Here is a 14,880-nt window from a genome sequence, read left to right as displayed (position 1 = left end):
CTACATCCTCCTATTTCATAAAAAAGTGCATTAAAATAATTCTAAAGAAAGAAAAATTCCAACTTCGAATATACTCCTCTAATCAGTAAAAAAGAAGCAAATTGCTTGCATTTACTGATTTTTAATCACTTCCTCTCCGATTCTTAAACATAAGGCGCTTTCATCAGCGGAATATAGCTTTTTAGGGCTCTTCCCACCCGTAACGAGTTCCCTCAGAAAGCAAAGGATCACTCAATAAAATTCCCGGGAAATCCTCCTTTAAAACAAACGTGCTTAATGATTGATACATGGAAAACGTGGTCTTCATCCCTAATCTTTCCAATTGATCTAACGTTTGTTGCATTAAGTCCGCCGCTTTTGGCTTGTTTTGTTTTAATAGACATGTCCAGCCTTCAAAAAACGGCATAAAGATCGCTTGCTCAATGTGTTCTTTTTCATAAACATGATCTCGCCATAAATGAAAGGTCTTTTCCGCATAATCCACCTCATCAAAAACAGCAAAGACGGAAAACACCGTCTCAAACGTGTTGTATAGAATATCTTTGTTGCCGGGGATTTTTGCAAAGCGCTGACTCTTTTTGATGGCGATCGTCAAACAGCGCCAAAGCAAAGCTGGCTCCATCGAAACTGCTACGCGGGCAAATAGCCGCAGCTCATAAACACCCCATGTATCGGTATTCAGCAAGTAATGTTTCGCAGAGTCCAAACAATAATTGTGTTTCGGGTACGCCTCCTGGATGGGCACCCCTTTAAAAAGCTCCTCTTTCATCAAGTAGTCAAAACGGATCAGTTGTAAGAAGTGGTCCAGCTCCAAGGAGTAATGTCGTTGAAAGTAGGCGGTCAGCTTTTGATATTTCTTTTTTAGTTTAGGTACTTCATCAATAGATTCGATCCCCATCGAACGGACATAGTCGACCATTAGCTTTTGAGCCTCCGAATGATGCTCCCCAGTATGCAGCAGTTGAAATTCGGCAAAACTCACTTCTAGTTTATCTAGCAAACGATGAAATCGTTCGCAGGAAATCGTCGTTTTGCCATTTTCAAATTGCGATAACAAAGACATCGACAATTGTTCGTCCACTAATTCCTTCAATAGTAAGCCTTTGCTTTTGCGAAGCTCTTTCACTGTCGCACCATAATTGTTCATTTTTTCACCTTCTTTTTCAATATATTGAAATAAGCAGTTGCTTTTCCCGAAGAGCCTTTATAGTTGAATTATCTTATAGAAACGAGGGAAAAGCTATGGATACCCATGTAAAAAAGAAAATGCTTCACGTGAAACATTTGCAAAAAAGTTTCAAAGACAAAACCGTTTTGAAAGAGGTCACTTTTGACGTCACTCCTGGCGAAGTATTTGTCTTACTAGGATCAAACGGCGCTGGAAAAACCACTCTAGTCAAAATTTTGTCTACCATCCTGCCTTTTGACCAAGGAACCGCGCTGATCGATGGGATCGACTTGACCAAAGATCCAGCAGCGATTCGCGAGAAAATCAGTCTGACGGGGCAATTTTCCGCCGTCGATCAAGAACTAACCGGACGAGAAAACTTGCTGATGATTGCTGCCTTGCGCCATGTCAAAAACAAACAGTTGATCGTCCAACAGTTGTTAGAGCGTTTTGATTTGGTGGATGCCAGCAACAGACTAGTCAAAAACTATTCTGGTGGCATGCGACGGCGCTTAGACATCGCCATGAGTTTTATCGGCGAACCTGACCTGCTCTTTTTAGATGAACCGACGACCGGGTTAGACCCGCAAAACCGCTTAGCCACATGGCACATGATCAAAGAGATCGCCGCTCAAGGACGAACGATTTTCCTGACGACCCAATACCTAGAAGAAGCTGAATTTTTAGCAGACCAAGTCGCCATTTTGCATGAAGGGAAAATCATCTTGCAAGGAACACCAACGGAAGTCAAAGCACTGCACCCTTCGCAAACGATGGAAATCAGCGTATTGACAAAAGAACACTTGCAAACCGTGCGTCAGCATCTGTCTGATTTTCCGCTGCAAGTCAATGAGTCCAGTCTCTCTCTGGCATTTCCCGTCAGTCAAGACTTCCAGCATTCCTTCACGCTGTTGCAGGAACTCAATCAACTACCGATCACCATCACCAGTTTTAATCAAAAGAATGCTTCTTTAGAGGATATTTTTCTAACACTTGTCCAAGGAGGAAACCAATGAAAGCAATTATAGAAACCAACACCTTATTCAAGCGCAATCTCTTGCTATCGATTCGCAGTATGGAGACTCTGCTAAGTGGAATTTTGACCCCAGCGATTTTAATGATCCTCTTCGTCTATGTTTTTGGTGGAGCTATGAACGTCGGCGATACTTCTTATGTCGATTTTGTCGTTCCCGGTGTCCTCGTCCAATGTATCGCCCAAAGTGCTTCCTCCGTTGGGGTAACGGTGACGGAAGATTTGAAATCCGGCATGGTGGAACGGCTGATGACCTTGAATATTTCTAACTCAGCCTTTTTAAACGGCCATGTCTTCGCCGCGACCCTTCGGAGCTTGATCAGTACCTTGGTCGTATTGATCGTTGCCATGGTCATCGGTTTTCGCCCTCAAGCCACAGTTGCTGGCTGGGGGCTCGCCTTCCTATTGATCTTTTGCTTCACCTTCGCTTTTACTTGGGTCTCAGTTCTGGTTGGTCTCATCGCCAAAAGCCCCGAGACAGCTACCTTGTTTACTGTCTTGATCACCCTTTTTCCCTACTTAAGCTCTGGTTTCGTCCCTACGGAAACCATGCCGCGCCCGTTAGCCATTTTTGCTGAATACCAACCAATGTCGCCGATCATCCATTCTTTGCGAGGGCTTTTGTTAAACTTGAAAGATACCACCTTGATCAGTGCCTTTAGCTGGTGCGGCGGTATCGTAGTCGTGAGCTGGTTCTTGGCACGAATGCTTTATCAGAAACGGTTACGCTAATGACGCCGGCTCCCTTTTCTGACTCTCTTATAAAAAAGCGGCAACGATCAAGCTTCTGCTTCGTCGTTGCCGCTTTTTTTAATCGAGGACTTCTCCGTTAATAGTTTCTGATGGCCTCTAATTACATAGAAGGAACTTATTCAGAAGTAGATTTTCTTAATTGCTCTTCACCCCAGTAACAGATCGCATCTAGCACTGGGATAATCGACAAACCTAGGTCTGACAAACGATACTCAACTTTTGGGGGGATTTGTGGATATTCTTTTCGAATGATGAGATTGTCATACTCTAATTCTTTGAGTGTGTTTGTCAGTGTTTTAAACGATATATTTCCGATTCTACGTTTTAATTCATTATACCGAATAGGCTTCCTATTCATAGATAAAGCATATAAAATAATCATTTTATATTTTCCTCCTACTAATCCTAACGTATAGCCGAAACCCGTTTCTTTTAAATCGACGTTCTGGTATTCCCATGTATCCATTATACTCTCCTTTTGGTTAGTACCTTACTTTATTTACCGTACTTGTATCAAAAAATAGTATACCATATGATATTCATATAACTCGAAAGGAAGATGAAAATGAAGACGATTGTCTATGCGCATCCATGGGACGGCAGTTTTAATCATGCTATTTTAAAAAGTCTCACCACCCATTTAGAGGAAAGAAACGAATCCTTTCAAGTGATTGACTTGTATGGCGAGAATTTTGATCCAGTCTATACGCCAGAAGAGTTACGCTTGTTTGGTCAAGGAGAGACATCCTATCCACTCGTAAAAGAATATCAAGCGAAATTAACTGCATCTTCGGAGTTGATTTTTATTTTTCCAATCTGGTGGTATGATGTTCCCGCTATTTTAAAGGGTTTTTTAGATAAAGTATTCTTACCAAAATTTGCTTATCAGGAAGATCACTCAGGAAATTGGCAACCCTTATTAACACATATAAAAAAAGCGACAGTAGTTACTACCGCTACTTACTCTAAAGAATCATTGACAAAATATGGTGATGCTATTGAAGGAGTCCTAATGAATAGCACGCTCAATATGGTGGGTATTCCAAAAGACCATATGAAATGGATACATTTTTCTGAAGTAAATCGTACAACCGACGAAAGAAGAAAAGCGTTTCTAAAAGAATTGCCCAAAATGCTTTAAGCAAATATATACGGTATAATAGGATTTATTGAAATTTACAAAAGGCAGGGATACCCATGGATCTTAAAAACCGTCTGATCGCATTCGCTCAGACCTTCAATGATGTTCAGATCGACCATCCATTTGCAAAGTTTCCCGAGTACCAAGTCTTGCGGCACCGTAAAAGCGGCAAATGGTTTGGCTTGCTGATGACTGTAGAAAAGCAGAAATTAGGCCTGGAAGGAACGGGAATGATCGAGATTTTAGATGTCAAAGCAGCGCCCGAAATGGTTTCGATCATCAATCAAAGTCACGGCTATTTACCCGCTTATCACATGAATAAAAACCATTGGCTCACCGCATTACTAGATGGCTCTGTATCAGAAAAACAACTCCAATCTTTGTTACGAGACAGCTATGAACATACCCGTTAAACCCAAATATCACAAAAAACCGATCAACGATGCGCCTGTATAGGAGCACCGTTGATCGGTTTTCTTTTATAACGGATCCTGCGTCATCCGTGAGTCTAACGAAACACTCAGGCCAACTCTTCTCCGTTTGTTGCAATAACTTGTTTGTACCAATCGAAGGATTTTTTCTTGGAACGATCCATCGTGCCGTTGCCTTCGTCATCAAAGTCAACATAGATAAAGCCATAGCGTTTGCTCATTTCGCCTGTTGAAGCACTGACAAGGTCGATACAGCCCCATGGCGTGTAGCCGATCAAGTCTACGCCATCAGCAATCGCTTCCCCCATTGCTTCAATGTGGCGGCGCAAGTAATCGATACGATAGTCATCTTCGATCTTACCTTCTTCGTTAAAGGTATCAATGGCTCCTAAGCCGTTTTCCACGATAAACAACGGTTTTTGATAACGATCATACAATTCATTCAACGCGATGCGCAGCCCTTCTGGGTCGATTTGCCAGCCCCATTCACTTGCTTCTAAGAATGGATTGCGGACGCCGCCTAACAAGTTTCCTTGCACTTCATCGGCTTCTTCTGTGGTGATATCCACGGCAGAAGACATGTAGTAGCTGAAGCCAACATAGTCAACAGTATGTTCAGCGATCAAGGCTAAGTCTTCTTCGGTAATCTCAAGATCCTCTTTATTGACGCCGTGTTCTTTGTACAAACGATCCGTAAAGGATGGGTATTTTCCACGTACCTGCACGTCGGCACAGTAGTAGTTGAAGGCTTGATTATGGATCATCGTCGCCACTTGGTTGACTGGGTTCGCATCAATGCTGTAAGTCGTTGCATAAATGATCATACAACCGATCTGTAACTCTGGGTTTAATTCATGGCCGATTTTGACTGCTTTACTGCTGGCAACAAATTGGTTGTGCCACGCTTGGATCACGTTTGTAAAGTCGCTGGCACCCGTGCTGTTGACCATTCCTTGACTCAATGCAGAGAAATGGAAAGCAGAGTTGATCTCATTGAAGGTCATCCAGTATTTGACTTTGCTGTGGAACCGTTCCAAGACGACTTTTGCAAAACGCTCATAGAAATCGATCAATGCTCGATTTTTCCAGCCACCGTATTCTTTGGCTAAATGCAAAGGCATTTCATAGTGGGAGATCGTAACCACTGGCTCGATCCCGTATTTCAAACATTCATCGATCAGCGCATCGTAAAATGCTAGCCCAGCTTCGTTTGGTGTCGTTTCATCGCCTTTTGGAAAGATACGTGTCCAAGCGATAGAAAAACGATAGCTCTTGAAGCCCATCTCTGCAAACAACGCAATGTCTTCTTTGAAACGGTCATAATGGTCGATCCCGCGATGATTTGGATAAGTGTATTTGTCCTCATCGATCGTCCAATCAAACGTATCACTACCTAAAATCGCTAAACGCTGTTTGCCGCCAGGCATTGCATCCGCCACTGACAATCCTTTGCCATCGCGATCGAACGCCCCTTCTAATTGATTCGCTGCGGTCGCGCCGCCCCATAAGAAATTTTCTGGAAATTTTGCCATTTGCTCGTTCTCCTTTTGTTTTCTTTTGATAAACCTACCTAGCTGGTTACTGAAAAATCTCCGATAAAAAACAAAAAACCTAAATAAGAGCCGCTGCTAAAACGAGAATAGCGCTTTCTTATTTAGGTCTTGCCTGATCGAGTCAGTAACAATCCACGTGGGTTTTCTTTCTTTAACTATAGCACTAACTCATTGGCTTGTCATCATAAAATCGGTTTCTTTTAAACCGTTTCCCCCGTTGCATCGATACTTTCAGTTTGTGGGTGACCCTCCGCTTGCGCTGCTTCTGCTTCCGTTTTTAATTTTCCTTTATCTAATATTTTGACAAAAGGAATGTACAGCAAGCAGCCTGCCAAAACGCAAACGACTTGTAGAACTGCGACCTGCCAGCCTCCAGCTAGAAACCCATTTAGAAAAATCGGTGTGCCAAAGGGAACTTGTACGCCACTAAGTCGTGGAACGATCCCACTCCAGATCGCTAGGTACGCCACAAGCACTTGAACCAATGGTGTTAATATGAACGGAATCGCCATGATTGGATTCAAAATCAGCGGTAAGCCAAAAATCACCGGCTCATTAATGGTGAACAATCCAGGAACGGCACTTAGGTTAGCGACTGTCCGTGATTGTTTTGATTTCGCCAACAGCAAAATAACGATAATCAATGACAATGTTCCCCCAGCCCCACCAATACCAGCAAACAAATCATAAAACGACTTGCTCAAAATATTTGGCAGCTCGGAACGAGCAACACCGCTAGCTAAAGCATCCATATTTTCCACATCCATTGGTAAGTACAAAGCGGTGACAAAGCTACCCACCACCAACGAACCATGGATACCGAAGAACCATAGCACCATTTGGATCAGTACAATAAATAACAACGAACCGACACTAGAAGACAAGCTTTGCAGCGGCATTGCCAAGATTTGATAGATGAAATCTGAAAATGAGCCATAAGAAGTAAAACTGAATGCCCAGCTAATGACGATCGCGGTAAACCCAGAAATAATTGCTGGAATCAAACCGGCGAAGGTATCCGTCACAAATTGCGGCACGCCTGCTGGCATTTTGATGGCGATATTTTTTTCTAAAATAAAGCAGTACAAACGAGCAAAAACTAAGCCGCAGATCATAGCGGTAAACAAGCCTTGAGCGCCGAGTTTGCTCATGTCGAGGGTCGTTGTTTCCTCCAAGGTGACCATTGGCGTCATCATCAAAAAGGCAAACAACGAAACGATGCCGGCAGGGACTGCCGACTGCTTAAATTCTGTCGCTAAACGGTGACCGACAAGAAAGGAAGCGTACACTGAGATAACCCCAACGGTCATACTGTAACCGACGGAAAAATAACCGCCAATATTGATCGAGTTGATAAAATCTGTCCACCCTTGAATCGGCAAAACTGCTAACAACAAGGCGATCGAGCCAATAATGTTGATCGGCAGCGTCGCCATCAACCCGTTCGAAATTGCCTTTAAATACCGATTGTTGGAGATTTTATCTGCAAATACTAATACCTTATCCATATATTTATCCATTTTCTTTTCACTCCTTTATTTGGATGACGAACAATACATCTTCGTGACAATTGTGGGGATGGAAAACAGTGATACCATCAGTAACTGTCAGTTTTGGTTTCAAGAAACGATTGGTGTTCAAATCGATCAATGTGACGGTCGCTGTAGAAAGATCTCCTTGCAGGCGAACTGTTGTATTGCTTGGCAAGTAAAGCAAGGCATCCTTCCTTCCTGCGATAGCTGCCATACGAATCTGTTCATCTGCATCGATCAAGCGCTCTAGGCAAGGCACAAGCTCCTGAATACTTAATAATTCAAATAATTGCTTGATAAAGCCATAATCATCTGCCCCAGGAAAAGACAAAGCCTCTGGCCAAATCATCGGACGGTCAAACGCTTCCCCGATTTCTTCCGCAAAGGTTGCCGTCGGGGTTTGCCAACTCCAGATGCCGTGGGCACCGTACGTGATCCCAGCCGAGCCGCCGGCTAACAATGATTGCCATGCTGCTTTGCGGACATCTTTTTGACCAAATCGACCGTATACGTGACGGGCATAGCCCATTTGTTCATAGCAAGGTTCCGAGTTGATGATCGGCAGTTGCGGTTCTCGTTGATAAAAACGCTCTGCCAAATAATAAGGCATATTCAAAAAGGCGCTGTTATGACCTGATTGGTATAAAAATAAGTTCAAATGTTCGACGATAGGTTCAGGGATTTCTTCAAAACGTCCCTTGATATGAATCGTTTTCAAGGTATTGGGCGAATGCTTTTCAAAGAAAACAAAGGCTTCTAGATACGTATCGATGGTTGGCTGTGTTGGGAAGTCCGTATCGCCACCAATAAAGTAGATCGGATGGAAGGCATCAAACGTCTTAATCACTTTTTGATAGTAGGCCTGGCGGCAATCCTCCGGCAACACGTTGCGTTCTTTGTCCAACTGGCTAGCCCAAGTGCCAGCGACATAGTTTGACCACAAGACAACCAATGCTAAAGTAAAGCCTTTCTCATCGGCAATTTTACAAAGACGCTGAGCCCGTTCGAAATAGGCATCCTCCCAAACCGTAAAATCAAAGACGCCCGCATCAAGGGGAAACGGCAAGCAGTCAAATTGACCACGGCTGCGATCCCATTGCGGTAACACATTGATTTGAAGGGTATTGAAGCCCTGCTCTTTGCGTTTGTCTAAGTAGGTGATCCAGTCATTTTCTTGAATACTAGTAAAGGCACTCCAGCAAGTATCGGCTAAATAAAAGAAATGCTGTCCGTCTCGCAATAAGGTGCGGTTATTTTGGCTTACGGTGATTTTCACGGTGGTGCTCTCCTTTCATCGGCACAAGTTGTGCACTGGCGGTTATTAATCAATATAACTACTGAGCCAGCCTTCGCACAGCTCAAACCATTTGGCGACATGGGCATTGAGGTGACTTGACTTGCGTGCCGTTGTTCGATCCGCTAATGCCAGTCCGTGTTCGCCTTTTTCAAAAATATGCAGTTCGAATGGAATTTCTGCTTCTCTTAATTTGACCGCCAACTTCAACGAGTGCGCCACATCGACTAAGACGTCTTCCGTCGTATGCCAGAGAAACATCGGAGGTGTCCACTGATCGACATGATGCAAAATGTTCATGGATTGAATGGCTTCTTCCGTCGGTTGTTTACTCCCAAAAAAGCGCTCGTTGGCAGTTAAAGGTGTTTCGATTAGACGAGCGGCAAAGCCTAGCTCATCGATTGGGAAAGCATGCTCTTGATAAACCAATGGGTAGCCAGCGATCGCCAAATTCACTTTCAGTAAGTCACTGCTGACGCCCAACACTTCTGCCAGCTCAGCATCGTGCCAGCGCGTCGCTAACTGTAATGCTAGATGTCCGCCTGCTGAAAAACCGCAAACGATGATTTGATCCTCATCCACCAACCATTCTTGAGCATGCTCACGAATGATTTTGACGGTTTGGGCGGCTTCCATCAAGGCATTGTGGGGAACGTTTTTCACCTGATCACCGGTGGTGTACCATAAAACAACGCTATTTAGCCCGATACTATTGAATTTCAAGGCAATGACTTCCGCCTCTCGATCACTGGTAAAGGCGTAGCCGCCGCCTGGACAGACGATCACTAGCGGTCGTTTCTTGCCGACATTGTACTCTTTGGATTGGTGCAATAAATAGGTATCCACGTAAGCCGTTTGATTCAGTTGAATTCGTTGAATCTCCATATAGTTCCTCCTTTATCCTTCACTAAAAGCAGCTGACTTCTCAATGAACCGTTTCCATTTTTCATATTTCAAACGGATCACGGCCTGTTCGGCTTGCGGAACGATCGTGGTTTGCTGAATAGCTGGTTCATTCATGGTTGGTTTGGCAACAAGCATTGTGCCGATGGCTGAAAATTCTTCGACTTCGCTGACGATGACGGGTTTATTGATCAAAGTCGCCAATAAGCTCATCAAGGCACGGTTTTTCGAAACACCGCCATCGATCATTACCTGATTGATCAGTCGTTCAGCGACTTCTTCCATCACATCGATCACTGCTTTGATTTGAAAAATGATGCTTTCTAAAACGGCTTTCAACAGCTCATGAGTCGTCGTTGTGCGTTTCATGCCGACAAAGCTGGCAGTCATCGTATTATCCCAAAAAGGGGCACCCATTCCTTGCAATGCTGGGATAAAATAGATGTCTTCTTGACTGTCACTGGTCAGCACTTCTTGACAGATCTCAGCTACATCTGGCAGCGGAGCCACTTGCTCACTGAACCAGTTGATGGCGTCACCACAGGAACGGATGATGCCTTCTAGCGCAAACGCTGTTTCCTGGCTAGTTTGCCAGCCGACCGTCGTCAAAATGCGGCGATCCCGCAACGTCTGCTCCTGCTGCACTTGCATCATGATCGAACAACCGGTGCCCATCGTGATTTTTACATCCCCAAGGCTTTGACAACCTTCCCCAAATAATGCCGCTTGTGAATCGGCTAAGATCCCTTTGATAGGGATTCCGTGATAGCTACCGAAAACCGTATCAGCAGGTTTGATCGCTGGCAAGTCTGCTAAATGGATGCCAAAAAGTTTGACGAGTTCTGCATCCCAACGGCCCTCTTCAATATTGTAAAACAATGTTCGGCAAGCGTTGCTGGCTTCTGTCGCAAATACTGTCCCTTGCGTTAAATTCCACAACAGCCAGCTGTCCATCGTACCGATCGCCAATTCGCCAGTCCCCGACTTTTCTTTGATGGCCGATAATTCTTGGGCCAACCATTTCACTTTGGTGCCGGAAAAATACGGATCTAAACGCAAACCGGTCTTTTGATTGATCGTCTTTTCCCAGCCTTGTGCCGTCAATTCTTCACAAATCGTAGCGCTGCGGTTGCATTGCCACACGATCGCATTGTACAGGGGATTGCCGGTCAATCGATCCCAAGCAACGATCGTTTCTCGCTGATTGGTCAATGACAAGGAAACGATTTGATCTGCAGTGATCGCTTGTTCTTGAAACACTTGTGCCAGCAATTCTTGGACATTTTGCCAAATCTCGAGGGGATCATGTTCGACCCACCCGACTTTTGGATAAATTTGGCGATGTTTTTTATCGTAACGCTGCAGGATTTTCCCTTCTTGAAACAGTAAGAGCTTGGTACCGGATGTACTCTGATCTAAAACAAGCTGATAGGTCTTGTCCATCTTAAGCTCCTAGAAACGCAACCGCTGTTTTCGCTATGGAGGCACCGTCTAATCCATAATGGGCAAACAGTTCTGACGAAGAACCAGTAATCAAGGCTTCATCCGGAAAAGCAATGATTTTTTGTCGAATGTCCGTTTCTTCTGCCAGCGTTTCCGCCACGGCAGCTCCTAAGCCGTTGTATCGGCTGTGTTCTTCCACAGTGATCAAGGTGCCTGTTTCTTTCGCCACTCGTTTGACCGTTTCTGAATCAAAGGGCTTCAAGGAATGAACATTTAAAACGGTAGCAGTGATACCTTGTCTTTCCAATAGCTCAGCAGCATCCAACGCTTGGCGCACGGTTTCGCCAGTGGCGAGCAATGCGACATCTTGACCGCTTCTCAGCTCAATGGCTTTGCCGATCTCAAAAGGATAATCTGCAGAATCATAACAATCTTCAACAGGATTGCGACCGAGACGGATATAGGCTGGTTCATTTGATGCCGCTAAGGCTTTAAACATTTGGATCGTTTCAAAGCGATCTGCTGGCAACAGCACTTGCAAATTAGGGATCGCTCGTGCCACTGCGATGTCTTGCAAGGAATGATGACTCATGCCTAATGCCCCATAGCTGACACCGCCGCTGATGCCTACGAGTTTGACATTTTTATTCGAATACGCGACATCGACTTTGATCTGCTCGATACTGCGCATGCTGAGAAAACAAGCAGGGGATGCAACGAAAGGGCGTTTGCCCATATGGGCTAAGCCGGCCGCAATACTGACGATGTTTTGCTCTGCGATCCCTACTTCCACCAATTGTGTCGGTAATTCCTTGGCAAAAGGTGCTAACGAAGCGGAACCACGAGAATCACTGGTCAACACCGTGATCGCAGGATTCTTTTTTCCTTCTTCAATCAATACGTCGCACATCGCTTGGCGATTGGCAATATTATTTTTTCCCATGAGTCAAAACCTCCATTTGCTGATCAAGTTCGGCAATAGCTTGTGCAAGCTCTTCTGCCGTTGGCACTTTATGATGCCATTGCGCTTGATTTTCGGCTGCAGAATAGCCTTTGCCTTTGATGGTTTTAGCAATGATCAGCTTCGGTTGATTGGGCTGATGCGGTTTTTCTAATGCAGCCACCAAGGCAGCCATATCATTGCCATCAACGATATGCACATCCCAACCAAAGGCACGCCATTTTTCATCTAGCGGCTCCACTGCCATCACATCTTCCGAGGATCCAGTGATCTGCAAGCCGTTGCGATCAATGATGGCGGTCAAATTGTCCAGCTGGTAGTTGGCAGCCGCCATGGCTCCTTCCCATACCGAGCCTTCTGCTAATTCGCCATCTCCCAACAACGTATAGGTTTGATACGTGCGGTGATCCAGTTTGCCTGCCAAGGCGATCCCTACTGCGACGGGTAAGCCGTGACCTAGCGAACCAGTATTCATCTCAACCCCAGCTACTTTATTGTTTGGATGACCGATCAGTCGTGAACCAAATTGCGAAAAGGTGGCTAATTCTTCTTTCGGCAAAAAACCTTTGTCCGCTAAAACGGCCCATAGTACTTCTGCAGCATGTCCTTTACTTTGGATATACTGGTCACGATCTTGCTTTTGGGGATCTTTCGCATCCACATTCATTATCTGATAATACAGGGCCACTAAAATATCGGTACAAGAAAGATCCGAACCAGTATGACCCGTTTTTGCTTGATAGATCAGCTCTAACACGGATTTTCGAATCGTTAAAGCCTTCATTTCCAGCTCGTTTATTTCCATGATTGATCCCCTCTCAAGTATGCTTTGACGTCTTCTTCGATCGGATCATAAAAATCTGGCTGCACGCCGATATATTTGCACGCTTCGTACAAGATCGGCACCACATTTTTTCTGACCGCCGCAACATGATGAATATAAGGTCCTTCAACGAGTTTGAATTCCAAGCGATTCAAATTCGCAAATTCTAGATAGAGATAGGTCCCTTGATTGTATGGTCCATCGATCCCTTTGCCGGTGCCCATCAGCAACGAATACTCGCCGTTGTCTCCATCAAAGCGACACAACGTATACTCGTCTTTGATTGCCCGAAAAGCGACTGATCCCGGATAGTCAAAAACAAAATGCCGTTGCGGCAAAATGGGTTTGGTCTCCGCGGTGGAATAAGCAAAAACCCCTAAGTGCTGCAGCAATTCGCCATTCTCGTTTTCTGGATGGCGGCAGTTGACATCCGCAAAGATCGCACGGTGTTCCCCCAACGAAGCGGCTTCGACCAACAGTTCCGAGATCGCCCCATGAACATCCGTCTCACAGACAAAAGGCAGACCTTCTTCTTGTAAAAGCGACAGGGAGGCATACGGTAAAATACCGATTTCGTCTTGTAAAGCCGTCCAACACTGGATGACCCCTGCATTGCAGCCGTAGCTTTCACATAAGTTTTGCAAGGCCACTTTAAGGGCTGCCACCATCTCCAAATCTTTCGCCGAAATTTGGACTTCCGTATTGGTTTCGAAATAATCAATGACTGCTTGCAATTTATCTGGCTGCTGTTCTTTGACTTTCTTGATTTCTTGCACCACTTCTTGGATCGGTACTGGTGATAGCGAGATATTGAAACGCTCCAATAGTTCGCCTTCGTTGCAGATCACGGTCCAAAAATCAAAGGGGCGTGGGCCAACTTGCAAGATTCGTGTTTGTTTGAAGGTCTTGACGACATTGCAGACTTTGATAAAGTCTTGCAAGCCGCGGGCAAATTCCGGTGAATCAATATCAGAATTTTTGACATAGGTGAAAGGTACCTTGAAACGGCGCAAGACTTTCCCGATAGCGAAAAGACCGCATTGCGTATCCCGCAAACGTGAACCGTCGGCGGCTGGTGTCTCGTCTTTGGGTCCCCATAATAAGACGGGAACATCTAGTTTTTTGGCTAGACGAGCACAGGCATATTCCGTACCAAAGTTTTCATTGGCTAGAAAAAGACCGTCGATTTTTGCTGCTTTGAATTTTTCGGCGATTTTTTCAACCCCTTCATCATCGTATAGCAAGCCGTCTTCGTTGATATCTAAAATATCTACATAATCAATGGCCAGTTCGTCCATTTTTTGTCGTGTCAGATTGGCGTACTCAACGGCTGCTTCTGCACTAAATAAATTTCTTCTAGTCGGGGCGAACCCGATTGTTACTTTATCCATAAAACCACCCTTTGCGTTTTAGTATATTTAGCTAAATTTTTATTTCTTCGGCGACTCGTACTACATTTCTGCTCAGAAATTCCTCATCCGTCAGTAAAACGATTTTTTTATTAGGAAAGGCTGCTGCGACTTTCGCTTGATTGAAGCGGGTTTGAGGAGCTAAAATCAAAAAATCATAGTCATTTCCCACCATAAATATTTCTGAAAAAGGCGCGGAATTCACTTGGTAATGCTGATCATCCGCTAGTTGTTCTTTGAGCGCTTTGACGAGCAGTGCGCTGGAGAGCCCAGTTGCACAAAAGAGACCGATCTGTGTCATCTATTCACTTCCTCAAAATGTAATCCCTTACTTTTTACACCTTAAATATAGCATAAGCTAAATATTTTGCAATAGTTTTAGATAAATATTTTTGTTTAATAACTAAAAAAAGACAAAACGCTTGCTAAACGTTTT

At 44.5% G+C, this 14,880-nt stretch carries 15 protein-coding genes; 4 read left to right on the top strand and 11 right to left on the bottom strand.

The annotated features are described in order from the left end of the window. Window positions 1–181 precede the first annotated feature (181 nt). On the bottom strand, window positions 182–1,147 hold the full coding sequence (locus ACIPK1_RS08235) for an Rgg/GadR/MutR family transcriptional regulator (protein ID WP_061053539.1): 966 nt from the start codon (window positions 1,145–1,147) through the stop codon (window positions 182–184). Between the two features lie 95 nt (window positions 1,148–1,242). Between ACIPK1_RS08235 and ACIPK1_RS08230 the strand changes: the two genes are divergently transcribed. Both ACIPK1_RS08230 and ACIPK1_RS08225 read left to right on the top strand, forming a co-directional pair. Continuing rightward, entirely contained in the window at window positions 1,243–2,184 is a 942-nt protein-coding gene (locus ACIPK1_RS08230; protein WP_061053538.1) for an ATP-binding cassette domain-containing protein, read from the top strand. Next, entirely contained in the window at window positions 2,181–2,933 is a 753-nt protein-coding gene (locus ACIPK1_RS08225) for an ABC transporter permease (protein ID WP_275853403.1), read from the top strand. Before ACIPK1_RS08230 ends, ACIPK1_RS08225 begins: the two co-directional genes overlap by 4 nt. 136 nt (window positions 2,934–3,069) lie before the next feature. Here the strand turns inward: ACIPK1_RS08225 and ACIPK1_RS08220 are convergent, their stop codons facing one another. Continuing rightward, window positions 3,070–3,420, bottom strand: coding sequence for a helix-turn-helix domain-containing protein (locus tag ACIPK1_RS08220; RefSeq protein WP_301387413.1), 351 nt, complete (start codon window positions 3,418–3,420; stop codon window positions 3,070–3,072). A gap of 99 nt (window positions 3,421–3,519) precedes the next feature. On the opposite strand from ACIPK1_RS08220, the gene ACIPK1_RS08215 reads away from it, so the two are divergent. Continuing rightward, window positions 3,520–4,095 (top strand): NAD(P)H-dependent oxidoreductase, encoded by a 576-nt coding sequence (locus tag ACIPK1_RS08215; protein ID WP_301387411.1) that lies wholly within the window; start codon window positions 3,520–3,522, stop codon window positions 4,093–4,095. A 56-nt stretch (window positions 4,096–4,151) separates the two neighbouring features. Beyond that, on the top strand, window positions 4,152–4,508 hold the full coding sequence (locus ACIPK1_RS08210; RefSeq protein ID WP_005232842.1) for an MmcQ/YjbR family DNA-binding protein: 357 nt from the start codon (window positions 4,152–4,154) through the stop codon (window positions 4,506–4,508). 107 nt (window positions 4,509–4,615) lie between these two features. Here the strand turns inward: ACIPK1_RS08210 and ACIPK1_RS08205 are convergent, their stop codons facing one another. From ACIPK1_RS08205 to ACIPK1_RS08165, 9 genes are all read right to left on the bottom strand, one after another. After that, entirely contained in the window at window positions 4,616–6,058 is a 1,443-nt protein-coding gene (locus tag ACIPK1_RS08205; RefSeq protein ID WP_005226517.1) for a glycoside hydrolase family 1 protein, read from the bottom strand. A 221-nt stretch (window positions 6,059–6,279) separates the two neighbouring features. Beyond that, on the bottom strand, window positions 6,280–7,599 hold the full coding sequence (locus ACIPK1_RS08200; protein WP_008376690.1) for a PTS sugar transporter subunit IIC: 1,320 nt from the start codon (window positions 7,597–7,599) through the stop codon (window positions 6,280–6,282). A gap of 7 nt (window positions 7,600–7,606) precedes the next feature. Next, a complete protein-coding gene (locus tag ACIPK1_RS08195; RefSeq protein WP_301387405.1) occupies window positions 7,607–8,887 on the bottom strand; it encodes a DUF4038 domain-containing protein in 1,281 nt (426 codons plus the stop codon). Between the two features lie 45 nt (window positions 8,888–8,932). Then, entirely contained in the window at window positions 8,933–9,790 is an 858-nt protein-coding gene (locus tag ACIPK1_RS08190; protein WP_061053532.1) for an alpha/beta hydrolase, read from the bottom strand. A gap of 12 nt (window positions 9,791–9,802) precedes the next feature. Further along, entirely contained in the window at window positions 9,803–11,251 is a 1,449-nt protein-coding gene (locus tag ACIPK1_RS08185) for a glycerol kinase (protein WP_087664741.1), read from the bottom strand. A gap of 1 nt (window position 11,252) precedes the next feature. After that, window positions 11,253–12,194, bottom strand: a complete 942-nt coding sequence (locus ACIPK1_RS08180) for a transketolase family protein (RefSeq protein WP_301387400.1) — start codon at window positions 12,192–12,194, stop codon at window positions 11,253–11,255. Beyond that, window positions 12,181–13,017 carry a transketolase gene (locus ACIPK1_RS08175; RefSeq protein ID WP_301387398.1) on the bottom strand — a complete coding sequence of 279 codons (837 nt, stop codon included), beginning with the start codon at window positions 13,015–13,017 and terminating at the stop codon, window positions 12,181–12,183. Before ACIPK1_RS08175 ends, ACIPK1_RS08180 begins: the two co-directional genes overlap by 14 nt. Next, window positions 13,008–14,426: an L-fucose/L-arabinose isomerase family protein gene (locus tag ACIPK1_RS08170; protein ID WP_087664739.1), complete on the bottom strand. Its 1,419-nt coding sequence runs from the start codon at window positions 14,424–14,426 to the stop codon at window positions 13,008–13,010. The genes ACIPK1_RS08175 and ACIPK1_RS08170 overlap by 10 nt, the downstream gene beginning before the upstream one ends. Window positions 14,427–14,457: 31 nt before the next feature. After that, entirely contained in the window at window positions 14,458–14,745 is a 288-nt protein-coding gene (locus ACIPK1_RS08165; RefSeq protein ID WP_301387394.1) for a PTS cellbiose transporter subunit IIB, read from the bottom strand. Window positions 14,746–14,880 lie beyond the last annotated feature (135 nt).

Source organism: Enterococcus sp. NPDC086594 (assembly GCF_044746145.1).
GTDB classification, from domain to species: domain Bacteria; phylum Bacillota; class Bacilli; order Lactobacillales; family Enterococcaceae; genus Enterococcus_D; species Enterococcus_D entomosocium.
Note: the sequence above shows the minus strand (reverse complement) of the source record. Positions and strands in the feature narration are given on the sequence as shown.